The sequence below is a fragment of the Pseudofrankia coriaricola genome (genome assembly GCF_032027725.1).
Classification (GTDB): domain Bacteria; phylum Actinomycetota; class Actinomycetes; order Frankiales; family Frankiaceae; genus Pseudofrankia.
The window spans coordinates 124,268-147,107 of record NZ_JASNFO010000024.1 but is presented as its reverse complement, the minus strand read 5'-3'; the positions used below and the strand labels follow the sequence as shown (position 1 = coordinate 147,107).

The following is a 22,840-nucleotide window of genomic DNA, read 5'->3' as shown; positions in this document are numbered from 1 at the left end:
CTCCCCTACGGCGGACAGATGCCGTTCGGGAGGTCTTCACTGATCTTGGGCGCGGCGAGGTGCGTCACCATCCGCCTTTGAGAGCGCCAAGGAGCGCTGGTCCCCGGTCGGCCGCGGTGGTCGCATTCGCCGCCGAGTGGACGATCAGGCCCAGTGTCAGCAACGCGGACAGGACACCGAACGACCCCACCACGCGTCTAGTTCGCCTATCGGACGAGGCCGTTCGCGCGAACCTCTTCCACAGCAGCACGCTGGTGCCGAGGAGGGAAGCCGCCGCGATCGTGGCAATCACGGCCATCACCGCGTGGTATCGAGAAAAGTCGGCGATCATCACGTCGATGGCTGGCGGCGTCCGTGCACCCGCGCGAGAGGAGTCAGCCAGCCGTTGCCTGGCCTGGTCGAGCGTGGTCGCGAACTCCTGGTCGGTTGCGCCTTCCGTCAGCATCGGCATCAGGGAGGAGAACGGCGCTTTCGCACCCTGGATGTTGGCCATCACCGCCGCCAGAGAGAGCAGCGCGAGCATCGCCGCAAGAGCGCCGGCCGACGACCCCGCCGGAGCCGTCCGCGAGCAGGTCCGCCGCGTAGGACGTCTCGACGTACTGGCTGAGCACCAGCACGGGTGAGCGGGGCAGGCGCGAACGGACGCTGATCGCCGCCCGTAGGCCCTCGTCCGTGTGCGTCGGTGGCATCCGGACGTCGACGACCGAGACGTCCGGGCGGTGTCGCAGCACCGCCTCGACGAGGGCCGGGGCGTCACCGACCGCGGCCACCACCTGGTGCCCCTCCTCGGCGAGCAGGCGGATGAGGCCCTCACGCAGCAGCACCGCGTCGTCGGCCACGACGATCCGCAGCCCACCGCCGGCCGCCCGTCCCGACCATGGCTCGGGGGTCGTGTCGTCGGTGGTCAGCGGCACGGCAGCTCCGCGGTGATCATCGTCGGCCCGCCGCAAGGACTGGTGACCCGCAGCCCGCCGCCGAGTGCGTGCACCCGGTCGTCCAGCCCTCGCAGTCCGTGCCCTTTGTCGAACGCCGCGCCGCCCACCCCGTCGTCCGCTACCCAGACCGCAGAGCTGCCGCATCGTGACGCAGTCCGATCACGCACCGGCCGGCACGACTGTGCTTGCCCACGTTCGTCAGGGCCTCGGAAACGACGAAATACGCGGCCGTCTCGACGGCGGCCTCCGGCCGGTGGCTCAGGGGCCCGCCATCGAGCTGGGCGGACACGGTCGAGCGTGCGGCCAGCTCGGCGAGCGCCTCGCGCAGGCCGCGGTCGACGAGAATCGGCGGGGCGATGCCATGTGACAGGGCCCGTAGCTCGTCCAACGCCTCCTCGGCCTGGACGAGGGCGTCGGCGAGCGCCTCCCGGACGGTCTCGGGCCTGCGGTCGAAATGGCGCTGCGCGCGGCCCAGCTCCATCGCCAGCCGGACCAGCCGCTGCTGAGGCCCGTCGTGGATGTCGCGTTCGAGCCGGCGCAGCGCCGCCGCCTCCGCCGTCACCGCGGCGACGGTCTGCGCGCGAGCGGTGTCCCGCTCCTGCTCCAGCCCGCTGATCCTGCGGTGCAACGGGGACGCATCCGATAGCAGAGCCCGCCCCAGCCGGGCCTGCGCGGCGACGCACACCCGAGTCACCAGCGGCAGCACCATCATCAGCAGCAGCCCCACCACGGTCCCGAAGGTCATCCGCTCGGCCGGCGAGGTCAGGCCCAGACTCACATCGATGTGGGACTGGGCGCTACCCGCGCTCAAGGTCATGGGCTGCATCGTCCCGGCCCACGCACCCCGGTTTCGCACAGCCGTCGTCGCGGCAGCGACCCCCAAGAACCACCACAGCGCCGTCACCACCGCGGTGACCACGGCGACAGGCAGCACCACCACCACATGGGCCAGGCCGAGCCACATCCCCGGGTCCGACGCGGCGGCGGCCCCGCTCGGCCTCGACCGCCGGCCCAGACCCTCCGCGCCGGCAGCCACCGAGCGAACCCTGGCGATCCGCCACCACTCCACATCGGCCAACCACCGCACCGGCGCCGCGACACCAGCCACAACCGGCGCCCTGCCCGCAACCAGCCGACCCACCGTTCCCACGCACAGCCCGCCGAGCACCAGCAACAGGCCAGCCACCGCGCTCACCGGGGCAGTCAGCAGATACAGCGACTCCACAACCGCGCGACGCCCTACCCGGCCGAGAAAGCTGACGCCCGGCAAAGACCGACCCCAGACCGCAGAACGCGACGACCCGGCCATAGCCCCACCCTAGCGTCGGCCTCTCGTCACGCCCCGTTGGTGCCGCTACCGACCCGACCCCGCCGCGCGGCAATCGGCCTGGACCGGACGATGCTGCGGCCGGCGGCTTCAACCCCAGATCAGCAAGGCGCCTGGCCGCCAGTTCGGCCGGCGACGTCGCGAAAGGCTGGTATGCCCACATGCACGGCGCGGCTCGGCGGGCCGATGCGGATGCGCAGGATGATCGTGCTGAGTACGTCCGGTGAACTCCTTGACCCGGCCCGACACCGTCTTACAGCCCGGGCAGGACCTCTCTCCATTTCTAAGGTATAGCCGACCGGAGGGCTTGCGGCAAGACCCTGCTCCGGCGGCAGAATCACCGACCGAGGCCAGAACTCACGGAAATGAGAGTCAAGAAATGCGCGTGTTGTTGTCGACGTACGGGTCGCGCGGGGACGTCGAACCGATGGTGGGACTCGCGGTGCAAATGCGGGCACTCGGCGCGGAGGTGCGGGTGTGCGCGCCGCCGGATGAGGAGTTCGCGAAGCTGCTGGCGGGCGTCAGTGTGCCGCTGGTGCCGTTCCGCCGGCCGTGGCGCTCCTGGGAGCGGCCGGCGACGCCGGAGGAGCGGACCCAGCGCGTGGCCGAGTTCATCGCCGCGCAGTACGACACGGTCGCCGCGGCAGCCGAGGGATGCGACGTGCTCCTGGCGACCGCCATGTCGCACTTCGTCGCCCAGTCGGTGGCCGAGAAGGTGGACATCCCCCACCGATACGTGATCTTCGCTCCGAACGTGCTAACCGATCTGGACGTCCAGAACTGGAACGGCCTGTTCGGACCGCCGATCAACAGCCACCGGGCGTCGATCGACCTGCCACCGGTAGACGACGTTCGCGCGTTCATGTTCACCGACCACCCATGGCTCGCGGCGGACCCGACCCTGAGCCCGTGGCCGAAGTCGGCGGACCTCGACGTCATGTCCACCGGCGCGTGGATCTTGCTAGACGTCCGCCCGCTCCCCGCCGGGCTGGTGGCGTTTCTGGACGCCGGTACACCACCGGTGTACGTGGGATTCGGCAGCATGCGGGGCGTCCCGGAGGACATCGCCCAGGTGTCCATCGCGGCGATCCGCGCGCAGGGCCGCCGCGTCCTCCTGGCCCGCGGCTGGGCCGACTTGGCCCCGGTCGACAGTGGGGACGACTGCTTCGCCGTCGGCGAGGTCAACCAGCAGGCGCTGTTCGGCCGGGTTGCCGCCGTCGTGCACCACGGCGGCGCGGGCACGACGACGACGGCCGCCCGGGCCGGTGTTCCTCAGGTGGTAGTGCCCCAGGCCGGGGGGGACCAGCCGTACTGGGCCGGCCGGGTGGCCGAGTTGGGGATCGGCGCGGCACACGATGGCCCGGCCCCGACCACCGAGTCCCTGGCGGTCGCGCTCAGGACGGCATTGAGCGGCGAGACCCGTGCCCGAGCGACCCGCATTGCCGGCACGATCAGCGCCGACGGGGCGACGGTGGCCGCGAGGTCGTTGATCGAGGCGGTCACCCTGGACACGTCGCACGTCTCCGCGTGAACCACACGGGATCATCGGTCTGCGGAGTTGCTGTGGCGCAGGGGGATCCAGCTAGGGCTGAGGCGGCTCAGGTCACCCGCGGCAGTTCGGCGTGTCAGCATGCGCCGAGTCGGCGTGCCTATTACACGCCCGGTCGGGATCAGTCCGTGAGCACGTCCGGGAAGCCGAACATCACGGTCAGCGCTGGATCGTGGAACTTGATCACGCGGGAGATGCCTGTGGCGGTTGGGGCCAGCACGACAATGCCGTTTGCCCGGAACGCGCCGTGCGCGTCCCGGTAGTACACGGCGGCGGCGGGCTGGCCGTTAGCTGTAGTAGCGATCATCTGCCAGTCGCCTGGTGCGCCCAGCACGTACGCGTCGAGCATGTGGATGCACTTCTCCCGGCCGGCCTGCCATTCGCGGAACGGCGTCGCCTCCAGCGTGGCGTCTATGCGCAGCACGTGTTCCAGCAGGCGGGCATCGGAGCGCTCGAAGGCTGCGATGTAGCCGTCGAGCAGCGCACGTGCCCGCTGGTCGGTCGGTTCGAGCAATCCCTCGGGCTCTGGTTCCAGTTCGTCCAGCCGGGCGCGGGCGCGCTGCAGACCGCTCTTCACCGCGGCCGTGGTGGTGCCGAGGATCTCCGCGGTTTCGGCCGCGGAGAACGCCAGCACCTCGCGCAGGATGAGGATCGCGCGCTGGCGGGCGGGCAGGTGCTGCAGGCTCGCGATGAGCGCCAGCCGTAGCGACTCGCGCGCGACCACCGCTGCGGCCGGATCGTCGGCGGCCGGGGCGATCCATCGGTCCGGCAACGGTTCCAGCCACGAGACCTCGCCCGGCGCAACGTGACTCGCCGGGCCATCGGGTCCGTCGTAAGGACCTGCCAGGCCCGAGGGCAGCACCCGGATCCGGCGCGGCTCCAACGCAGTCAGGCAGACGTTGGTGGCGATCTTGTAGAGCCAGGACCGAATCGACGCACGGCCCTCGAAGCCAGCGTAGGAACGCCATGCCCGAAGATACGTTTCCTGCACCAGGTCCTCGACGTCATGTGCCGAGCCGACCATGCGGTAACAGTGCGCCAACAGTTCCCGGCGGAACCGCTCGGTCTCGGCAACGAACCGGTCCTGGTCCGCCGCCTCCCGCACGTGCGCCGTCATGCCGCGAATCTGGGCAGCGGCCAGTCGGCCAGATGTGCGACGGCAGCCCAGTCGTCCATCGACAGGCGGTTGTCTCGCGGCCTCCGCTCATAGTCCGCCGCCGCGGATTGCCTGCTTGCCATGCGCTGCTCCTTGTCCAGTCCCGTCGGTCCGGATCCTCGCTCATACGACCGGGACGTCGTTGCGAAAGAAATCGAAACCCAGGCCATAGGGCGCCCTCTCGCGGCGGCGGCGATCAGACCTCGTTGAGCTGCAGGATCATGCCGCGCATGGTCGAGTAGCGGGCCAGGTTCGCGGCATCCTCGGCGGTGCGCCGGCCGATCTCGGACCCGAGCGCGGCTTCCAGGGCAGCCATGTCGTCCCAGTCCAGCATCACGACCATGTAGCACGGCTCGCCGATCACGGGTGGCGGCTCATGACTGCGCGTGTAACGGCGCAGGCCTGGAAGCTGTTTCGCCAATGGGATGTGGACATCGTTGTAGTGACGTTCGAACGCGTCGACGTCGGAGGGGGTGTCGTAGATCATGGCGAATCGCGCCATCTGCTTGGCGGTCGGGTCCACGGTTGCGGTCATCTGTTTTCACCTACTGTCACGGCTGTGCGGGAGTGCTCAGGGCCGCAGGGCCAGTTTGCCGACGGTCGCCCTGGCTTCCAGTTCCGCGAGGGCCTTCGGGCCGTCGGCCAAGTCGTAGGCGGTGGGGCGAGCGGGCGTGAGGACGCCGGCGGCGATGAGGACGGACAGCTCACCCATGAGCTCGCCGAAGATCTGGGGTGCGGCCTGGATCAGCACGCCGATGTTGAGGCCGATGATGTGGACCTGGTGCTTGTACACCAGCTCCCAGTTGGTGATCGCGGCTTCGCCGCCTGCCACGCCGTAGACGATGACCCGCCCGGCGACCGGCCTGGCCGCGGCCAGGCTGGCGTGGAAGGTGGCACCACCCGCCGACTCCAGCACCAAATCGGCACCGGCACCACCGGTCAGCCGCAACACCTCGGCGGCGAGGTCGCCATCGAGGGAGTCCAGGACGTGGTCGGCGCCGAGCGCCAGCGCCGTCTCGTGCTTGCTTGGCGAGGCGGTGGCGATGACCGTCGCGCCGTAGTGCTTGGCCATCGTCACCGCGGCCTGGCCGGTCGCGCCCGCCGCGGCGTGGACCAGCACGGTCTCCCCGGCGGCGATCTGACCCAGGGGCTTGAGCGCGGCGAGTGCGGTGGGCCAGTTCACGACCAGGCCCAACGCCTGCTCGGCTGTCCAGCCAGCCGGCACCGGCATCGCCGCGGCCGCGGACAGGATCATGTACTCGGCGAAAGCCCCGTATCCGACACCGATGACGCGAGTCCCCGGTCGCGGGCCGGTCACCGCCTCGCCCACCGCCACGACCTCGCCGGCGGCCTCGAAACCCGCCAGATACGGTGGCTGCGGGCCGCCCAGGAACGTGCCGTAGGCCTTCGAGATGTCGGCGAAGTTGACACCGGCGGCGGCGACCCGGATCAGGACCTCGCTCTGGCCAGGGCTCGGTACCGGCACGTCGGTAATCAGACGCATGTCCTGCGGACCCTTCAGCGAGGTCTGCTGCAGGGCGCGCATCGTGGCGGGGATGCTCACGGCGATCAGCTCTCGTTTCTCGGCTTGCCTCATCGCGGCCGGCCTCTCGGCGGACCGCACCGTCGACCATGTAGACCTCGGCCACCGCGGAAAGGAATCGGCAGCCGCTGAAGCGTGCTGCGCAGCTGGGCGACCAGCCTGCGCGCGGTCGGAGTCCCGACATGGAGGCGCTTGCGCAGCGTCTCCGCGGAGATCGGGCGCTGATGCTGCTGCCAATGCAGCACATCCTCGGCCCGAGCCCGATGCAGCAGGTCCGTCGCGTGCCCTGCTCTCAGCCCGACGCGACCCCTTCTGCACCGATCGCGCCACGGCGGCGGGCAAGCGATCCGCCTGCGTGTGCTGTTCCGGTACCACAGGGCCATGCGCGACATCGCCTGCCAGCGAGTCTGACGGCGCGACGCTAGACCGGGCCAGCGGCGCTCGGAGTAGCCGCGTCCGGAGATGGCACTGTCTGATACGACGTCGGAGCCCGCCGCGTCGGAGGCTGCGAGGTCGACGCTGGTCGGCCGGCGCGGGGCTCGCCTACATCCTCCGTGAGACGTGGTCTTTTCGCGGTGTCGCCGGGGCTCGTGGTGCCGGGCGGAGAACTGCCAGGCGACGGCGGCGACCGAGAAGGTCCGGACGACGGAGTCGAAGCGACTGCGACTTCGACCGCGGGTAGGTGAGGGCTGCGACGAGCGGCCGGACGCGACGGATTCGCGCGTCACGGCGCGCCGGTGGGAGGTCTGGTTAGGAACCGGAGGTGATCTGCCAAGGATCGGGGCCTGGGTCGAGGCCGGCAGCGGTGAGGTGGAGCCGGGCGAGGAAGTGGGGCCAGCCGGTGGCGTGGGCGGGCCGCTGGCTGTCGGGAAGGTTTCGGTGTTCGAGGCGGAGCCGGGTGCCGGTAGCGGTGGCGGTGAGGGTGAACTCGACCTCGGTCGTACCGGGTGGCAGATCGGGGCTGCCGGCTACTCCCCAGGTCACGACGACGCGGTGAGGCGGGTCAACGATGCGGTAGTGACCGCGGACGGGCACGCCGTTGATGTCGAGGTGGAAGGTCCCGCCGGGGGTGGGATCGAGGGTGGCGTGTTGGCCCATCCACCGGATCATGTGGGCGGGGTCGGTGAGGTGGCGGAAGACGTCCTCGACGGGCGCGTCGATCTCGATCTCAGTGGTGTAGGGGTCAGCCATCGTGGTGCCTTCGGGACTCGGACAGTTCTGTGGGCGGCGTGGGTGGCTGCTGCCGGCGAGGGCTTTCGAGGGCGGCCTTGAGCTGGCCGAGGTGGCGGGTCCAGAAGTCGTCGAGGAAGTCCTGGACGGCCGAGAAGCCGTCGGGGCGGACGAGGAAGAGGTGACGCGTGCCCTCACGGCGCTCGTCGACCAGGCCGGCTTCCCGTAGCACCTTCAGATGCCGGGAGACGGCCTGGGAGGTGATGTCGAGATGGTCGGCGATCTCCCCGACGGATCGCGGGGTGGCCGACACCAGCCGCAGGATGTCGCGGCGGTGGGGTTCGGCGAGCGCCTTGAGGGCCGCGTCGGGGTTCACGGCTGGCGGCCGAGGAATCCCACAAGCCGGTCGGTGACCGAGGCGGTGGCTTCCACCGGGATCGCGGGGCCGATGCGGGTGCCGCGGAAGTCGTCGGTGATGGCCTGGCTGGCGAAGGCGAGAACGTGGCCGGCAAGGTCGTCGTCGAGGCTGGTTGGCTGGCCAGTGGCGGAAGCGAGGTCCCAGCCGTGGACGAGTATGTCGAGGGTGGTGAACCCGGCCAGCGCCGGGCCGGGCATGTCCCCGAGCGGCGTCGTGTGGATGCGGGTGAGCGTGTCGCCGACCCGGGCCGCGGCCAGCAGGGCGGCGGACGCGGTCTCGTAGGCCACAGCCGGGTCGTCGCCGACGAGGTCGGTGGCCGGCAGGCCACCGGGCGGCATCGGATGCCGAGGAGCGCCGTCCGTGAACAGGGCCTCGCCGAGCCAGAGCGTGCCGACGAGATGGTTGAGCAACGCGCGGATGTCCCACTCGGTGCACGGTGTCGCGGCACTGAGCTGATCGGGGCGCACGGTCTTCACGATGCCAGACGTTGAGGCGACGGCGCGGTCGAGGGCATCAAAGATCTCCACAGGGGACCTCCAGCAGTCTCTACAACAAGGTTGTTGCGCAACCAGACTGTAGTGCAACCGATATGTTGTGGATAGGCCGCTGGGTGCTGTCGGGCTATCGCGATCTCAGCGGACTGCCCATGACGGCCGACTACTTTCGGTAACAACCACGGGTGAGATTCGACTCCGGCTCGGCCGTTCAGCCCCTGCTCGATCTGCTTGACCGCGTATGGTCAGCGCGCCTGGCGCTTCACCGTCAGGTGCGGGCCTGTCGCGGGACCGCGCACGCCACCGCCCAGCGAGCACCTCGTCGCACGCCACGGCGATCTCCCTCCAGAGCGAACTCGCCCGTCCACCGCCCAGGAACAGCGGGCGCGGCCGTCTGGAGGCACACCTGGCTACCGAGCCCCGGCGGTGGCTGAAGACATCGACCTCGACGCTTCTCGGGACCGCGGAGACAAGAATCTTGCGCGGGGATGTCCAGATCCGGCTGGCCTGCTCCGACCGGGAGCCAGCGCCCACGACCGGGCGCCTGACGGACGGAGAGACCGATGAAGTACATGATCATGATGTTCGGTGGTCTGGGCACCTCGCTGGCCGACCGGAGCCCGGAGTGGATCACCGAGATGCAGGCCACGATGATGCGGATGGACCGTGAGCTGCGTGAGTCCGGTGAGGTGGTCGAAAGCCGGCACCTGACCGACCCGACCCAGGCCACGACTGTGCGGTTCACCGACGGCGCCCCCACGCCGACCGACGGCCCGTTCGCCGAGATCAAGGAATCCCTCGCCGGGTACTGGGTCATCGAAGGCAGCTACGAGCGGGCGGTCGAGATCGCCTCGGAGGTCGTCGCGGTCACCGAGTACCCGATGGAGATCCGGCGGATCATGGACGAGCCGCCCCAGCAGATGTGAGGCGAGCGATCGTGGGCGAGCCGTTCGGGGACCTGCTGCGCGACCTGGCGCCGCGGGTCCTCGGCGCGCTCGTGCGCCGCCACGGTCAGTTCGACGCCTGCGAGGACGCGGTCCAGGAAGCGATGCTCGCCGCGACCGTGCAATGGCCCACCGAGGGCATCCCGGACCGGCCTCAAGCGTGGCTGACCACCGTCGCCACCCGAATGCTGGTCGACCACTGGCGCAGCGACAGCGCCCGACGCCGCCGCGAGGCAACGGCCGCGCTCGACCCCACCCACCCGCCGCTTGCCGCTGGACCCGACGACACGCTCGTCCTGCTGTTCCTGTGCTGCCACCCGGCGCTGTCGCAGCCGTCACAGCTCGCCCTCACCCTCCGCGCGGTCGGTGGCCTCAGCACCGCGCAGATCGCCTCGGCGTTCCTCATGCCGGAGGCCACCATGGCACGGCGGATCAGCCGGGCCAAACAGCGCATCCGCGACACCGGCGCCCGGTTCGACCTGCCCACATCCGCCGACCGCGCCAGCCGGCTCGCCGTGGTCCTGCACGTGCTGTACCTGATCTTCAACGAGGGCTACACCACCACCTCGGGACCGGAACTGACCCGGGTCGACCTGACCGCCGAAGCGATCCGGCTCACCCGCCTGCTGCACGGGCTGCTACCCCACGAGGGTGAGGTCGCCGGGCTGCTGGCATTGATGCTGCTCACCGATGCCCGCCGCGCCGCGCGAACCGACCGCGACGGCTTCCTCATGCCCCTGGCCGACCAGCACAGGGACCTGTGGGACCGAGCGGCGATCACCGAAGGGCAGACGTTGCTCACCCGCACCCTGGGCACCGGACCGATCGGCCAGTACCAGATCCAGGCCGCCATCGCCGCTCTCCACGACGAGGCCCCGACCGCCGCCGACACCGACTGGCCGCAGATCCTCGCCCTCTACGACGTGCTCGCCCAGGTCGCACCCGGACCTGTCGTCACTCTGAGTCGCGCCGTCGCCCTCGCCATGGTCCACGGCCCGACCGCCGGCCTCACCGCCCTCGGCGCCCTCGACACCGACGACCGGCTCACCCACAGCCACCGCCTCGAAGCCGTCCGCGCCCACCTCCTCGAACAGGCAGGCGACCCCGACGCCGCCCGAGAGTCCTACCAACGAGCCGCCCAGATGACCGCCAGCCTGCCCGAACAGCACTACCTCACCCGCCGCACCGCCCAACTCCGCCCACCCCCATAGCCAGGCCACATGGCTCTGCATGCGGGAGCAGGAGCCAGGTCCTCATCGAGGCTCCTCCCAGCGCAGGCGACCGTGGCGCAGGACCGGTACGCACGCCCGTCTGCCCGTGGCGGCTTTGTCGGGACCGGTCCTCGCTCGGCTCGCCCGAGCGCACGGCGATGGGAACCCGGGTCGCGCCGAGGACATCATGGACCCGGGGAGGGAGACCACCGATGAGGTTGACGATTCTGCACGTCCCGGGCTGCCCGCACGTCACGACGCTTCAGGAGCGGCTCGGTCGCCTGGTCGGCGCCGGCGATGTCGTCACCGTCCGTGTGGTCGATAGCGAGGATCTGGCGGCGGAGGTGGGTATGAGTGGATCGCCCACCTTGCTCGTCGACGGTGTCGACCCCTTTGCTGGGCCGGGTCGTTCGGCGAGCCTGTCGTGTCGGCTCTACCGCGACGAGACCGGCCGGCTGGTCGGGATCCCGTCGCCGGCCCAGCTCCGCGCGGCGCTTGACCTGCCGGCCGGCCCTCAGAGGCCCCCGGCGGTCGGCGATCAAGACCCGGCGTAGGGCGCGCTGACGGCATCTGGACCGACGGTGATCTCCACGGCTTGGTGGCCATCCCGTCACCCGTGGCCACGGGTGACGGGAATGCTAGGGCAGGCGGCGGCCCAGCCAGCGCAGCGGCCGGCCGATGACGGGGTTCTGATGCCATCGGCGCCGGATGACCAGCCGCCGGCCGGCCCGTAGCCCGTCGCGTAGGCGGGCGGCGGGTGAGGGGCGTCGTGCGTCCTCACGGCCGCGGGCTTGCTGATGCAGGAAGTGCGCGCAGGCCAGGCAGACCCCGACCTCGGGATGGCGCCCGAGCCGGACCAGGTCAGGCTCTTGATAGGTGCCAGCGCAGCACCAGCACTCCAGCGGTTCGGCGGCGTCTGACGCCGTGGCCGCTACTGGCGTCGTCATGTGGGCCCGCCTTTCATCCGATCAGGTCGCCGCGAGGCTGCCGAGCAGATCCTCGCCGAGCTGGTCGAGGTCGATGCCCTGGCCGGTTAGCAGCAGCCGGACCGGATGGGCCGCGCCGACCGGCAGTCCCAGGCGCGCGGCGTCGCGACGCCCGCGTCGGCCCAGCCCGGAGCCGAGTGGGTCACGCGCGACGCGCAGCACACCATAGAGCAGGTGTTCGGGGCGGATCTCCGCCTCGCCACGCGCGCCCGCGGTGGTGCAGGCAACGAGCTGCGCCCGCTTGATCAGATAGAAGGGCCCGCACAGCGGGTTGTGGGAGGCCCGCCCGCGCCACCATGGCCGTCGGCGTACCCGCCGGGCGGCGTCGTGGACCGCGAGTGTCCCGAACGTCGATTCCAGCTGGCGGCGCATCTGGGTCACGTCCACGCCGAACTCCCGCAACAGCGCGGCGTCGTCCCGGGCCAGCGGCCCGGAGTCCGCCACGATCCGCGCGATCTGGGTCCGCGCGGTTGCCAGGTCCAGTCCGCGTTCGTGCAGCATCGTCGCGGCTGGGTTCGCCGCGTGCGCGAGCACCCCGAGCAACAGATGCTCATCACCGAGATACGGATGGCCCAGGCGGTCACGTTCGGCCTCCGCCAACCGCCTGATCTCCAGACTGGCACCCGAGGGCCGCCCCGCCATCTGCGCCATCAGTCCCGCCCCCGCAGCCGGCCGGCATGCTTGTAGTGCATCGCCTGCTTGGTCACGCCGAGGACCCGGGCGATGTCACGCCACGACCAGCCCTGGGCACGGGCGTTGTCGACCTGCAACTCCTCCAGCACCTCCACCAGGCCCCGCAACGCCGCCACCGCGGCCAGACCGGTCGCCGGATCAGGATCACCCGCCGCCTCCACCATCTGGCTACCTCGCGTCACCGCCTCGCTCATACCGTCAAAATAGATTGACGCCCCCCGAGGCGTCAAGCGTCTTTGACGACGCGTGGGCTGGGCCGGGTACACCCACCCACAGCCACCAACATCAGACCCGGCCCTGCCCCAGCCGATCTTCTCCACGCTTCCAGGGAAACCTCGCTGCCCCGCCGCAGACGTGCGGCGCCCACACAACATCACCCCTAAGGAGGATCAGAGACTCGGAAAGATCACCTTCTGGGCCGTTCAACCCTCCACGGTTACGAGGGATTGACAGTCACCGCTACGGCTCCCTCAACGGCTGACGAGCACAGAGGCCCGCCCTCGGCCGCCCGGCCGCCCGGCAGATGAACGGCCGGCCGGGAGGTGACTCAAGGCGGCAGCGTTGTCCACGAGCTGATCAAAGCGTGGAGTGCCCGGTCTGGCCTGACGGGGGAGGCCCGACGGCGGGCTAGCGCGCTCGGGCGTGCAGGAAACCGTCGATCTCGACCCGGTCGGCGAGGTTGTCGACGGTGCCGACGAGGCTCGCGAGAGCGCATTCGAGGACGATGTCGAGGATCAGGCTGTCGTCGAGGCCGACCGACGAGGCGCGGTCCAGAACCGTGTCGTCGACCTTGCCGCGCCCGAGCGCGATGGAGCGGGCGAGTGCGTAGACAGCGGCGGCGCGTGGCTGGTCTGGCTCGCGGCCGCCTCGCATCGCGTCCACATCGGAGGCGCCGGCGCCGAGCTGGTCGAGCATCGTCGAGTGGAAGGCGACGCCATAGGCGTTATCGACGGCGACGCCCACGGCGAGACCGGCGATCTCACGTTCCTGCCGCGGAAGCCGGGCCGTTCCGAGGGCGCGGCGCAGCCCGTCGAATCCGGCGAGCAGCGCCGGGGAGCTGGCCATCGCGGCGGCCATGTTGGGGACGACGCCGAGGTCGTCCGCGATGCCGCGCAGCAGGGCCGCGGCTTCGGCGGGAGCGGACTCGGCGGTGTGGACGGTGAGCTTCATCGTCGCCTCTCCTAAGTGCCGCCGACTGCCGGCGGCTGCCGTGCAGACTCCCGGCTCCGCTGGTGGCGGCGCGATTCCCTGGCAGGGAAGGGATTCGATGTCGGTGACCGGCTAGCGTCCGGGACATGGTGCTGGCGAGCTCCACGTCGCGGCCGGGTTCGGCGCTCGGTGATCAGCTCCGCCACTGGCGGAGTCTTCGCCGGTTCAGCCAGTTGGACCTGGCGGTCGCGGCGGGAAGCACTCCCCGCTACATGAGCTTCGTCGAGAGCGGCCGGGCCCAGCCCAGCCGCCAGATGATCGAGCGGTTGGCCCGCACGCTCGACATTCCGCTGCGCGACCGCAATCTTCTGCTGCTGGCTGGTGGCTACGCGCCGTCGTACGCCGACGAGCCGTTGGACAGTCCTGGGCTGCGCCAGGTGAGCGCGGCGTTGGCGGTGATGCTCGACCAGCATGATCCGCTGCCGGCCGTGGTGCTGAGCCGAGGCTGGGATGTGCTGCGGGCCAACCAGGGCGCCCAGCTGCTGTTCGGGCGGTTGTGCGCGCCCGAGCCGGTGCCTGAGCCGGCCAACGTGCTCCGGATGGTCATCGAACCTGGGCCGGTCCGACGGGCGATCCGGAACTGGAACAGCGTCGTCCCGCACCTGCTGGAACGCGCGCGTCGCGAAGCCGTGGGCGGAGTGCTGGACGACCGGACCGCCGAGCTGGTGCGCGGGCTGCGAGCAAGGTCCGACGTCGCCGCGCTGCTGGCCGCCCCGGAACCGGGGTTGGAGGCGGCTCCTGTCGTCGACGTGCGGTTCGAGGTGGACGGCACGCCGCTCAACCTGTTCTCCGTGGTGTCCACGATCGGCACGCCGATCGACGTCACCGCGCAGGAGCTCCGGCTGGAGTCGTTCTTCCCCAACGACGACGCGACCCGCGAGAACTGGTCGCGCCTGTGCGCCGCCAGCCAGATCTGAGCGGTCCACCTGCCGCCCGCTGACTGCCGGCTGAACACGGACTCATGACCCCGGAAGTGGACCCCTGACGAGACCCGGCTCTTAGGTGTTGCGACCGCCGTTGACGCCGAGGACCTGGCCGGTGATGTAGCCGGCCTCGTCCGAGGCCAGGAACGAACAGGCCGCGGCGATGTCCTCGGGCTTGCCCATCCGGCGCACGGGTGTGGCGGCGACGAGGTCCTCGGCGGTGTTCGAGCCCCACCGGCCGCGGGCCTCTTCGCCGCGCAGCATCGGTGTGTCGACGAACCCCGGCGGGATCGTGTTCACCGTGATGCCGCTTGGGCCGAGCTCGAGCGCGAGCGCCTTGGTGAAGGCGATGACGCCGCCCTTGGACGCGACGTAGTGGGTCATGAACGGCTGGCCGCCCTGGGCGCTGGACGAGGAGATGTTCACGATCCGGCCCCAGCCGGCCTCGGTCATGTCCGGGGCGACCGCCTGGCAGCAGAGGAACGTTCCGGTCAGGTTGACCGTCAGGATCGACGTCCACTGCGCGAGGGTGATGTCCATGAACCGCTTCGCGCCGGTCTTGCCGGCCGAGTTCACCAGGATCGTGACCGGTCCGAACCGGGCGCGGGCCGCGGCCACGGCGCGAGTGACGCTCTCGGCGTCCGCGACGTCGGCGGCGACCGCGAGCGCGGCGCCGCCCGCGGCCTGGATCTCGTCCGCGACCGCCTTCGCGTCGGCCTCGTTGAGGTCGAGCACAGCGACGGCGGCTCCGTCCTCGGCCAGGCGCAGGGCGCACGCCCGGCCGATTCCGGAGGCGCCGCCCGTCACGATCGCGACCTTGCCGACCAGGTTCCCGAGCATCTGCTTCCTCTTCCGTTCAGCGTGTCTCGTTCGGACGGAGCGTATCGGCTAACGCTTTGCCTGGTGGGCGGCCACGTATTCCGCCGCGGTCTTGTGCAGATGCCGGATGAGGATCTCCTGGTCGTTGATCGGGAACTGTGTGACGGTGCGGGACTCGAGCATCGTCTGAGTGGCCTCCAGGGTATTGGAGTCCTGGAGGCCGAACTCCTTGAAGGTGACCGCGGCCAGTTCCTGGCGCATCCGCTCGGTGGCGTTCTTCGGCGGGACGAAGTAGAGCGTGCCCTCGAAGATGTGCTTGTTGTAGGCCGTCGGCCAGTAGTGGTACGTGAGGTACCAGCCCGGCGCCCACACGACCATCATGAAGTTCGGGAAGAAGACGTAGGAGTCCAGGCCCCACTGGCGGTGGCGGCCCGGGTTGAGCCCCGGCGGCAGCTCGCGGAGGGCGGCCAGGTCGGGGCGGTCCCAGGGGCCGAAGTTGCCGCTGCGCAGCTCGCGGTCGATCGGCTTGACCATGCTGAGGTCCTTCGGCGGCGACATCCCGCCCCAGGCGGACTGCATCGAGTGGATGCCGTCGATGTCGTAGTGCAGGCCCTCGTAGCCGTAGCTCTGGATCTTGCGTGACTCGGCGCTCACGTACTGTTTCCCGTGCAGGACGGGGGCGTGGTAGAACTCGGCGAACGCGTCGATGTAGAGCTTCCAGTTCGCCCCGACCTCGGCGCGGTACTTCCAGGTCTGCGTCATCTCGCCGAACGGGTAGCCCTCAAGGCCCTTCCCGAAACGGCCGAGGTACTCGCGCACGGACGTGGAGCCGCTGTCGTCGAGGTTGACGAAGATGAAGCCCTCCCACACCTCGCAGCGCACCGGGACGAGCCCCAGCGTCGCCTTGTCGAGGTCGAAGAACTCCGACTCCTGCTGCACGAACGTGCACGCGCCGTCGAGGCCGTAGCGCCAGGCGTGGTACTTGCAGATGAACTGCCGGGCCGTGCCGCTGACCTCCACGCCAGGGTTCTCCTGCCAGACCAGCTTGTTGCCCCGGTGGCGGCAGATGTTGTGGAACGCGCGGACCTCGCCGGCGGTGTCCCGGACGACGATCACCGAGGTGCGGGCGGCGTGGATCTCCTTGGTGAAGTAGTTCCCGGTCTTCGGGATCTGCTCGACGCGGCCGACGTTCAGCCAGGTGTGGCCGAAGATCGCCTTGCGCTCCAGCTCGTAGTACTCGGGCGAGATCGAGTCCTCGAACGAGACGGGGCCGGTGCCGAGGCTCGGGAAGTGCTCGGTCCAGCTGCCCTCGCTGGGCTTGGGGAAGTGCGCCATCGATCTGCCTCCGAGTCGACCGCGGCCAGGGAGGGCGGCCATAATCGTACGGTACCGTCCGGTTTTAGAACCATACGGCGCCGTACGATTTAGGTCAACCGGCCCGAGGCGGGTGCCAGGGCCGCTGGCCCAGTTCGAGCAGGCACCGCCGTACGCCGCCGCACGCGGCCGGGGCTTTCATGGGCTGGTTCGGCGTGCGTGCCGCGGCGGCGCACGCCGGTCACCTGAAACGGACGGAACCGTAGGGTTGTCGGGTGGCGTCCGAGGCGGGATCCGAGGTGGGTAAGGAGCGCTCCCGCTCGGGACGGCCGACGTCGACGCAGGCGGCCCAACTGACCGACCGGATCCGGCGGGCGGCGGTCGACATCTTCCTGGAGAACGGATACGACCGCACCACCATGGAGGCGGTGGCGCAGGCCGCGGGTGTCACCAAGGGCACCCTCTACGCCCGTTACCCCGACAAGCGCGCCCTGTTCGTCGCCGTGAGCTCGTGGGCGCTGACGCGGCTGGAACGCGACGAACAGGCGCTGGAACCGCTGCCGGACGACCTCGCCGCCAGCCTGGAGATGATCGCGCGTGCCATCCTGGCCCGGTCCGTCGACCCGGACCTGGTCCGGCTCAGCCGGATGGCGATCGCCGAGTCCGCCCGGTTCCCCGACTTCGCGGCCAGTTCCCGGGCCATCACCTGGACCCCGCGCATCCAGGTGATCATGGATCTGCTGCGCAGGCACGAGCGCGGCGGCGCCATCGTCGTCCGCGACGTCGAGATCGCCGCCGAGCAGTTCTTCGCCATGGTCGGCGCCATGCCAGCCTGGCTCGCCGCCTACGGCATCCACCGGACGCCCGAGGTCGAGGAGGCGCACCTCCAGCACGCCGTCGACCTCTTCCTCAACGGCCTGCGCGTCCGCGACACCCGACCCCCGGTCCTGGACCAACGGCCCTGACCTCCAAGCGATCGCGGACCTGGCCAACTCCTGATGCCGACCGGCCTGGTGCCCGCGAACGCTTCGAACGGGCGGCAACGAGGTGTGAAAATCCCTTTGAGGCGCGCCGATGACCTGCCATCGCGCGCGGAGTCTGATGATCCGATCCAGGGATTTCGGCGCGCTGTCGCCCGCACGCGGAGCGGCCGTCGGTGACTTGGCGCCCGTCCGCGCCGCGGCCGCTGGGACACCGACGTGATTCCTGGCGGGACCTGGGTATCCAACGTCCGTCAATCCGCTGGATCAGGCGGTAGCGAGGAGGTTCAACGTGGCACTCAGCTGGAAGTGGCTTGTGGTCGACTGCGCCGACCCGGCCCCGGTCGCTAGTTTCTGGGCCGACGTCTTCGGCGTCAGCGCCGAGTCCGACCAGGACGGCGAGTGGATCGTCGTCTCGCCGGACAGCTCGGTGAAGCTGCTGTTCGGCCTGGTGCCCGAGGCCAAGACCGTCAAGAACCGGCTGCATCTCGACCTGACCCCGTCGTCGCCCGACGAACAGCGGGCCGAGGTCGAGCGGCTGCTGGCCCTCGGGGCCACGCGAGCGGACGTCGGGCAGACGGGCGAAGAGTCGTGGGTGGTGCTCGCGGACCCGGCCGGCAACGAGTTCTGCATCCTGAGCGGCAAGGGCTGACGTCGACAGCGTCCTACCCGTCGCTCTCCGGAAACCTTGGCGATCTTCGACCGGCGCCGCGACGTACCCTGAAGGGCGCAGGAACACAGTTTCGCTGGTCAGGGCAGGGGGCGGTCGACCAGCGGGATCAGTCGGGAATCCACCAGCGCGGCCGTCCGGTGGCCGATGCCGGCGACGTAGCCCTCGTTCGAGGCGAACGCGAGGAAGTCGGCCACGCTGGCCTGGCGGATCAGCATGGCGAGGTCCCACCGTTCGTCGGTCGGACCGACGAACGGGTGACCACCGGTGCCGAAGAACTCGACCGAACCGCCGCTGGCCGCCAGGTACGGCAGGGTGTGCCGGACGTAGCGGTCGTAGGCGGCGGAGCCGGAGATCCGCTCCGGGGGCGCGAGGTCCGGGTGAGCCGAGTAGTCGGCCCAGTCGCGGAACCGGAGCAGGTTCAGCATCGTCAGCGGACCCTCGATGCCGCGGGCGAAGAACAGTCGGGCGTTCTCGTCCGACGGGTCCAGGTACACGGCTGGACGGTAACAGCGCCGCTCCGGAGCCTTCCACCGGATTTCCCATGGCACCTGATGAGCAGGCCTCACCCGGGGAGCCACTGCCAGCGGCCGCGGCCGTGGTCCGTCACAGCGGGATGGGAGTGCGGGGACGGGCGAAGAGCGGCCTCACCATCGCGGTCGCGTGCGTGAAAGGGCTCCTGGGTTGGCGCGCTGCATCGTGGTGACACACTGACCAGGTGATCTATGACGCGGCATCGCGGCCTAAGGCCGTGGCACGAGCCGCTCGGCGTCGTTCGTTGCTGAGAGACATCGGCCATGCGTGATTTCGCGTGCCCGAGGTGCGGGCAGCAGCTGACGTTCGAGAACTCGCGCTGCCTGGGCTGCCACAGCAGCATCGGCTTCGACCTCGACGCGCGCTCGTTCGCCATCCTGACCGCCGAGGGGGCCCGCGCCGAGGGCGGTGGAGCGTCCAGGTGCGCGAACGTTGGCGTTGCCGCCTGTAACTGGCTTGCTCCAGTTGAGCGCCCGTCCGGACTGTGTAGGTCGTGTGCGCTGACCCGCACACGGCCCGCCGATACCGATCGGGACGCGCTGCCGGACTTCGCCGAGGCCGAAGCGGCCAAACGGCGGCTGGTGTTCGAGCTGACCGAGCTGGGCCTCCCGCTTCGAGGGCGGGACGTCAACCCCGAGACCGGACTGTGTTTCGACCTGCTCTCCAGTAGCCATGAGCATGTCGTCACTGGCCATGCCAACGGGGTGATCACCCTGGACCTGGCCGAGGGCGACGATGTGCACCGCGAGCAGTTGCGTGTGTCGATGGCCGAGCCCTACCGCACCCTGCTCGGCCACTTCCGGCACGAGGTCGGTCACTACTACTTCACGGTCCTCACCGACAGCGGCGACGGCAAGGAACGGTTCACAACGCTGTTCGGCGACCCCGACGCCGACTATCAGGCCGCCCTGGACCGGCATTACCAAAAGGGCCCGCCAAACGGCTGGCAGGATACCTACGTCTCCGCCTACGCCACCATGCACCCAGCCGAGGACTGGGCCGAGACCTTCGCGCACTACCTCCATATCCGCGACACTCTCGATACCGCCGCCGCGTTCGGCTTCGCTCCCGCCGGTGCCACCCTGGCGGCTCCGCTCGTCGGCGACGTCGGGTTCAGACGCATCATCGAACTGTGGCTGCCGCTGGCCTGGTCACTCAATATGATCAACAGATCCATGGGTCACCCGGACCTCTATCCGTTCGTTCTCCCGCCCCACGCGCTGGACAAGATGCGCCTCGTCCACCAGCTCGTCGCCGGGGAGAGTGACGCCGGGCGCGCCCCCGTGGGCCAAGCCGCGCGGTCTTGACCTCCGGGACCGCTGGTGGCCTGGAGGTCGCCATCGAACACGCGAGGTAGTCGGGGTCTACTCGATGATCCGAATCCACTACATAAGGTGACGTGCTGATTTCATCCTGGCGTCAATGTGGGTGTGTGGGTTTCGGGGGGCGCATGCCAAGGTGCTGATGGTGGTATGCGCAAATTTCTTTGTTTGAGCCGCGGGGCCGGTGGGGTAAAGCTCCCGATAACACGACGGATGATCGCCGAAGATGGTTTCCCACCTGGAGGATCCCGTGCTCGTGACCATCATCTCCTGGATTGTGCTCGGTCTCATCGCCGGCGCGGTCGCGCGTCTTCTCGTGCCCGGACCTGACCCGATGGGAGTTCCGACGACGATTCTCCTGGGTGTCGTCGGCTCGTTCATCGGCGGATTCCTGGGTTACGTTCTTTTCGACAAGGACCTCAGCGAGGGCGCCCTGCAGCCGTCCGGCGTCATCGGCTCCATCATCGGTGCGATCATTCTTCTACTGATCTACCGGCCCACCAGCCGTCGCCGCAGCCACACCAGCCGACGCCGCACCACCAGCCGTCGGCGCGTCCCACGCTGAACGCGTCTCACCCACACAACCGTGAAATGGGAGGGCGTTCAGCGCCCGTCGGGTGCCGCGGCGGGGGACCCCCCCCCACGGGGGGGCCCCCCCGGTTATGGGGGGGGGGGGCCCGGGCGGGGGGGGGGGGGGGGGGGCCCCCCCCCCCCGGGGGCCCCCCCCCCCGCGGCGCGCTAGGTGATCCGGCGGTCGGCCGCCCAGCGGGTGAGCTGATGGCGGCTGGACAGCCGCAGCTTGCGCAGGACGTTGGACGCGTGCGTCTCGACGGTCTTGACCGAGATGAACAGCTCGGCCGCGATCTCCTTGTAGGCGTACCCGCGGGCCAACAGCCGCAGTACCTCACGCTCACGCGGCGTGAGCTGGTCGAAGTCCGCGTCGGTGGCGGCCGCCGCGACGGACGGCGCGGCCGGGGCGTCCCGGAAGGCGTCCAGGACGAAGCCCGCCAGCAGCGGGCTGAACACGACGTCCCCGCCCGCCACCCGCTCGACGGCGTCTGCAAGATCATCGGCGGAGATCGTCTTGGTGACATAGCCACGGGCGCCCGCGCGGATCAGCGCGATGACGTCCTCGGCCGCGTCCGAGACGGAGAGCGCCAGGAAGCGCGTGGCCGGCAGGCGTTCGCCCACCTGCCGCAGGACGGCGAGACCGCCTCCGTCCGGCATGTGCACGTCGAGCAGGACGACCTGCGGCCTGCTCGCCACGATGCCCGCGACGGCGTCGGCGGGCGTCGCCGCCTCGCCGACGACCTCGACCCGCCCGCCGAGCTCGGCGCGGACGCCCGCCCGGAACATGGCGTGGTCGTCGACCAGATAGACCGTCGTCATCGCCGCATCCTTATCGCTACTTCCGTTCCACCGCCAGGGCTGCTGCGGATCGAGACCGTCCCGCCGTTGCGCTCGACGCGGCCGATGATCGAGCCGCGCACGCCCTGCCGGTCCTCGGCGACCGCGTCCGGCTCGAAGCCGATCCCGCGATCCCTGACGAAGACGCTGACGGCGTCGGTCTCGACCTCGGCGTACAGCGAGACGTCCGTGGCCCCGGAATGCCTCGCGGCGTTGACCATCGCCTCGCGGGCCGCGGCGCAGGCCGCCGCCAGCGCGTCGTCCAGGACGAGATCACCGACCACGACGACGTCCACCCTGACCGCGTACGCGTCCTCGACCTCGGCGGCGGCCGTGCGCAGCTCGTCGCCAAGCTGGCCGCCCGCGGCGCGCGTCCCGTAGAGCAGGCCGCGCAGCTCGCGTTCCTGCCCGCGCGCGAGGCGGGTCACCTCACGTGGCGAATCCGCGTTGCGCTGGATGAGGGCGAGGGTCTGCAGGACGGAGTCGTGCAGGTGTGCCGCTATGTCGGCGCGCTCCTGGCCGCGGATCCGTTCGGCGCGCTCCGCGCCAAGCTGGGACGTCAGCCGGATCCACCAGGGCCCGCCGAGGAGGGCCAGGCCGACCGCGGTCACTCCCGTCGCCCACAGCCCGTCCCGGAGGGCGTTCACGTTCGCCCGGTGCAGGACGAGGACACCCCCGGCGAACACCAGGACAGCCCCGACGGCCAGGCGCAGCCGTCCCATCCGGTCGGCGGGCGGTGCGCCGACCGTGCTGCGCGAGACCCGCAGCCAGCGCTCGCGGTCCGGGCCGGCCGCCTGGCGCCAGATCGTCGCGCCGCCGATGCAGGCCAGCAGGGTCGGCACGAACAGCGTGGCGCCGGCGACCCTGGTGGCGAGCAGCGCGGTGGCCGCGAGCACGACCACGGCGAGCAGCGCGAACTCGACGGGACGCGGCAGCCGCGAGCGCCGGGCGCCCTCCGGGGTGGGCAACACGATCCAGTAGGTCGCGTAGAGCGCGATGCCAAGGCCGCCACTGACCGCCAGGGCGAGGAAGACCAGGGCGACCGCCCGGCGACGCAGGCCCGTGTGCAGCGCGATCCCCGCGATGACACCGCCGGCCCAGCCCACGTCCGGACGCCGGTAGAGAACGCGGGTGGTGGGCAGGCTCCGGGTCACAGAGCCATGATTCCGGCTCAGGCCGCCGCCTGGTATCAGGAGTTGCCCCCAGACGCGGGCTCAGGGTCGAAATCAGGGGTTC

28 protein-coding genes and 2 pseudogenes are annotated in these 22,840 nt (G+C 70.3%); 9 read left to right on the top strand and 21 right to left on the bottom strand.

Translation table 11 applies throughout. The annotated features are described in order from the left end of the window. Nucleotides 1-64: 64 nt before the first annotated feature. The 4 genes and pseudogenes from QOZ89_RS14200 to QOZ89_RS14185 all read right to left on the bottom strand — a co-directional run bounded on the left by QOZ89_RS14200 (nucleotide 65) and on the right by QOZ89_RS14185 (nucleotide 2,130). Complete coding sequence (locus tag QOZ89_RS14200) at nucleotides 65-331, bottom strand: hypothetical protein (RefSeq protein WP_312623984.1); 267 nt, start codon at nucleotides 329-331, stop codon at nucleotides 65-67. A gap of 214 nt (nucleotides 332-545) precedes the next feature. Beyond that, nucleotides 546-851: pseudogene (locus QOZ89_RS14195) on the bottom strand (response regulator); the annotation flags it as partial. A 53-nt stretch (nucleotides 852-904) separates the two neighbouring features. Continuing rightward, nucleotides 905-1,042 carry a hypothetical protein gene (locus tag QOZ89_RS14190; protein WP_312623983.1) on the bottom strand — a complete coding sequence of 46 codons (138 nt, stop codon included), beginning with the start codon at nucleotides 1,040-1,042 and terminating at the stop codon, nucleotides 905-907. 11 nt (nucleotides 1,043-1,053) lie between these two features. Further along, a complete protein-coding gene (locus QOZ89_RS14185) occupies nucleotides 1,054-2,130 on the bottom strand; it encodes a sensor histidine kinase (RefSeq protein ID WP_312623982.1) in 1,077 nt (358 codons plus the stop codon). Nucleotides 2,131-2,641: 511 nt separating this feature from the next. On the opposite strand from QOZ89_RS14185, the gene QOZ89_RS14180 reads away from it, so the two are divergent. After that, the gene (locus tag QOZ89_RS14180) at nucleotides 2,642-3,793 is read left to right on the top strand and encodes a glycosyltransferase (RefSeq protein WP_071048781.1); all 1,152 of its coding nucleotides are present in this window, start codon (nucleotides 2,642-2,644) and stop codon (nucleotides 3,791-3,793) included. A 139-nt stretch (nucleotides 3,794-3,932) separates the two neighbouring features. On the opposite strand, the gene QOZ89_RS14175 is transcribed toward QOZ89_RS14180, so the two are convergent. The 8 genes and pseudogenes from QOZ89_RS14175 to QOZ89_RS14140 form a co-directional block, all read right to left on the bottom strand. Further along, a complete protein-coding gene (locus tag QOZ89_RS14175) occupies nucleotides 3,933-4,916 on the bottom strand; it encodes an RNA polymerase subunit sigma-70 (protein ID WP_312623981.1) in 984 nt (327 codons plus the stop codon). 8 nt (nucleotides 4,917-4,924) lie between these two features. Then, the gene (locus QOZ89_RS14170; RefSeq protein WP_312623980.1) at nucleotides 4,925-5,050 is read right to left on the bottom strand and encodes a hypothetical protein; all 126 of its coding nucleotides are present in this window, start codon (nucleotides 5,048-5,050) and stop codon (nucleotides 4,925-4,927) included. A 113-nt stretch (nucleotides 5,051-5,163) separates the two neighbouring features. Further along, nucleotides 5,164-5,502: an EthD family reductase gene (locus QOZ89_RS14165; RefSeq protein WP_198543233.1), complete on the bottom strand. Its 339-nt coding sequence runs from the start codon at nucleotides 5,500-5,502 to the stop codon at nucleotides 5,164-5,166. A 36-nt stretch (nucleotides 5,503-5,538) separates the two neighbouring features. Further along, on the bottom strand, nucleotides 5,539-6,564 hold the full coding sequence (locus tag QOZ89_RS14160) for an NADPH:quinone oxidoreductase family protein (protein WP_198543232.1): 1,026 nt from the start codon (nucleotides 6,562-6,564) through the stop codon (nucleotides 5,539-5,541). Continuing rightward, nucleotides 6,561-6,795 (bottom strand): annotated as a pseudogene (locus tag QOZ89_RS14155) (hypothetical protein); the annotation flags it as partial. The gene QOZ89_RS14160 and the pseudogene QOZ89_RS14155, both read right to left, overlap by 4 nt. A gap of 465 nt (nucleotides 6,796-7,260) precedes the next feature. Further along, entirely contained in the window at nucleotides 7,261-7,701 is a 441-nt protein-coding gene (locus tag QOZ89_RS14150) for an SRPBCC family protein (RefSeq protein ID WP_071048779.1), read from the bottom strand. After that, nucleotides 7,694-8,056 carry an ArsR/SmtB family transcription factor gene (locus QOZ89_RS14145; protein ID WP_071048778.1) on the bottom strand — a complete coding sequence of 121 codons (363 nt, stop codon included), beginning with the start codon at nucleotides 8,054-8,056 and terminating at the stop codon, nucleotides 7,694-7,696. The genes QOZ89_RS14150 and QOZ89_RS14145 overlap by 8 nt, the downstream gene beginning before the upstream one ends. Beyond that, nucleotides 8,053-8,625, bottom strand: a complete 573-nt coding sequence (locus tag QOZ89_RS14140; RefSeq protein WP_157910493.1) for a TIGR03086 family metal-binding protein — start codon at nucleotides 8,623-8,625, stop codon at nucleotides 8,053-8,055. The genes QOZ89_RS14145 and QOZ89_RS14140 overlap by 4 nt, the downstream gene beginning before the upstream one ends. Nucleotides 8,626-9,155: 530 nt before the next feature. Here QOZ89_RS14140 and QOZ89_RS14135 point away from each other — a divergent pair. The 3 genes from QOZ89_RS14135 (at nucleotide 9,156) to QOZ89_RS14125 (ending at nucleotide 11,301) form a co-directional block, all read left to right on the top strand. Continuing rightward, nucleotides 9,156-9,518 (top strand): YciI family protein, encoded by a 363-nt coding sequence (locus QOZ89_RS14135; RefSeq protein WP_071048777.1) that lies wholly within the window; start codon nucleotides 9,156-9,158, stop codon nucleotides 9,516-9,518. 11 nt (nucleotides 9,519-9,529) lie between these two features. Then, nucleotides 9,530-10,747, top strand: coding sequence for an RNA polymerase sigma factor (locus QOZ89_RS14130; RefSeq protein WP_071048776.1), 1,218 nt, complete (start codon nucleotides 9,530-9,532; stop codon nucleotides 10,745-10,747). A gap of 212 nt (nucleotides 10,748-10,959) precedes the next feature. After that, nucleotides 10,960-11,301 (top strand): hypothetical protein, encoded by a 342-nt coding sequence (locus QOZ89_RS14125; protein WP_071048775.1) that lies wholly within the window; start codon nucleotides 10,960-10,962, stop codon nucleotides 11,299-11,301. Nucleotides 11,302-11,385: 84 nt separating this feature from the next. Here the strand turns inward: QOZ89_RS14125 and QOZ89_RS14120 are convergent, their stop codons facing one another. The 4 genes from QOZ89_RS14120 to QOZ89_RS14105 all read right to left on the bottom strand — a co-directional run bounded on the left by QOZ89_RS14120 (nucleotide 11,386) and on the right by QOZ89_RS14105 (nucleotide 13,596). Next, nucleotides 11,386-11,694 (bottom strand): hypothetical protein, encoded by a 309-nt coding sequence (locus QOZ89_RS14120; protein WP_071048774.1) that lies wholly within the window; start codon nucleotides 11,692-11,694, stop codon nucleotides 11,386-11,388. A gap of 21 nt (nucleotides 11,695-11,715) precedes the next feature. After that, nucleotides 11,716-12,384 (bottom strand): Clp protease N-terminal domain-containing protein, encoded by a 669-nt coding sequence (locus QOZ89_RS14115; protein ID WP_083418593.1) that lies wholly within the window; start codon nucleotides 12,382-12,384, stop codon nucleotides 11,716-11,718. Next, nucleotides 12,384-12,608, bottom strand: coding sequence for an RNA polymerase subunit sigma-70 (locus tag QOZ89_RS14110; RefSeq protein ID WP_071048833.1), 225 nt, complete (start codon nucleotides 12,606-12,608; stop codon nucleotides 12,384-12,386). Before QOZ89_RS14110 ends, QOZ89_RS14115 begins: the two co-directional genes overlap by 1 nt. A 445-nt stretch (nucleotides 12,609-13,053) precedes the next feature. After that, entirely contained in the window at nucleotides 13,054-13,596 is a 543-nt protein-coding gene (locus QOZ89_RS14105) for a carboxymuconolactone decarboxylase family protein (RefSeq protein WP_071048772.1), read from the bottom strand. A 125-nt stretch (nucleotides 13,597-13,721) separates the two neighbouring features. Here QOZ89_RS14105 and QOZ89_RS14100 point away from each other — a divergent pair, with 125 nt between their 5' ends. Beyond that, nucleotides 13,722-14,552 carry a helix-turn-helix domain-containing protein gene (locus QOZ89_RS14100; RefSeq protein ID WP_071048771.1) on the top strand — a complete coding sequence of 277 codons (831 nt, stop codon included), beginning with the start codon at nucleotides 13,722-13,724 and terminating at the stop codon, nucleotides 14,550-14,552. A gap of 81 nt (nucleotides 14,553-14,633) precedes the next feature. Here the strand turns inward: QOZ89_RS14100 and QOZ89_RS14095 are convergent, their stop codons facing one another. Both QOZ89_RS14095 and QOZ89_RS14090 read right to left on the bottom strand, forming a co-directional pair. Next, entirely contained in the window at nucleotides 14,634-15,398 is a 765-nt protein-coding gene (locus QOZ89_RS14095) for an SDR family NAD(P)-dependent oxidoreductase (protein WP_312623975.1), read from the bottom strand. Between the two features lie 48 nt (nucleotides 15,399-15,446). Continuing rightward, nucleotides 15,447-16,712, bottom strand: coding sequence for an aromatic ring-hydroxylating oxygenase subunit alpha (locus QOZ89_RS14090; RefSeq protein ID WP_071048769.1), 1,266 nt, complete (start codon nucleotides 16,710-16,712; stop codon nucleotides 15,447-15,449). Between the two features lie 254 nt (nucleotides 16,713-16,966). On the opposite strand from QOZ89_RS14090, the gene QOZ89_RS14085 reads away from it, so the two are divergent. Together QOZ89_RS14085 and QOZ89_RS14080 are read left to right on the top strand one after the other, a co-directional pair. Next, a complete protein-coding gene (locus QOZ89_RS14085) occupies nucleotides 16,967-17,656 on the top strand; it encodes a TetR/AcrR family transcriptional regulator (protein WP_241841709.1) in 690 nt (229 codons plus the stop codon). A 307-nt stretch (nucleotides 17,657-17,963) separates the two neighbouring features. Further along, nucleotides 17,964-18,323 (top strand): VOC family protein, encoded by a 360-nt coding sequence (locus QOZ89_RS14080; RefSeq protein WP_071048768.1) that lies wholly within the window; start codon nucleotides 17,964-17,966, stop codon nucleotides 18,321-18,323. 98 nt (nucleotides 18,324-18,421) lie between these two features. Here QOZ89_RS14080 and QOZ89_RS14075 read toward each other — a convergent pair whose 3' ends face one another. After that, entirely contained in the window at nucleotides 18,422-18,838 is a 417-nt protein-coding gene (locus tag QOZ89_RS14075; RefSeq protein ID WP_116271513.1) for a DUF1330 domain-containing protein, read from the bottom strand. Between the two features lie 300 nt (nucleotides 18,839-19,138). On the opposite strand from QOZ89_RS14075, the gene QOZ89_RS14070 reads away from it, so the two are divergent. Together QOZ89_RS14070 and QOZ89_RS14065 are read left to right on the top strand one after the other, a co-directional pair. Continuing rightward, entirely contained in the window at nucleotides 19,139-20,182 is a 1,044-nt protein-coding gene (locus tag QOZ89_RS14070; protein ID WP_312623973.1) for a zinc-binding metallopeptidase family protein, read from the top strand. 265 nt (nucleotides 20,183-20,447) lie between these two features. Beyond that, nucleotides 20,448-20,762, top strand: a complete 315-nt coding sequence (locus QOZ89_RS14065) for a GlsB/YeaQ/YmgE family stress response membrane protein (protein WP_071048766.1) — start codon at nucleotides 20,448-20,450, stop codon at nucleotides 20,760-20,762. A 173-nt stretch (nucleotides 20,763-20,935) separates the two neighbouring features. Here the strand turns inward: QOZ89_RS14065 and QOZ89_RS14060 are convergent, their stop codons facing one another. Together QOZ89_RS14060 and QOZ89_RS14055 are read right to left on the bottom strand one after the other, a co-directional pair. Then, nucleotides 20,936-21,586: a LuxR C-terminal-related transcriptional regulator gene (locus tag QOZ89_RS14060; protein ID WP_071048765.1), complete on the bottom strand. Its 651-nt coding sequence runs from the start codon at nucleotides 21,584-21,586 to the stop codon at nucleotides 20,936-20,938. Then, nucleotides 21,583-22,758, bottom strand: a complete 1,176-nt coding sequence (locus QOZ89_RS14055) for an ATP-binding protein (protein WP_083418591.1) — start codon at nucleotides 22,756-22,758, stop codon at nucleotides 21,583-21,585. Before QOZ89_RS14055 ends, QOZ89_RS14060 begins: the two co-directional genes overlap by 4 nt. Between the last annotated feature and the right edge of the window lie 82 nt (nucleotides 22,759-22,840).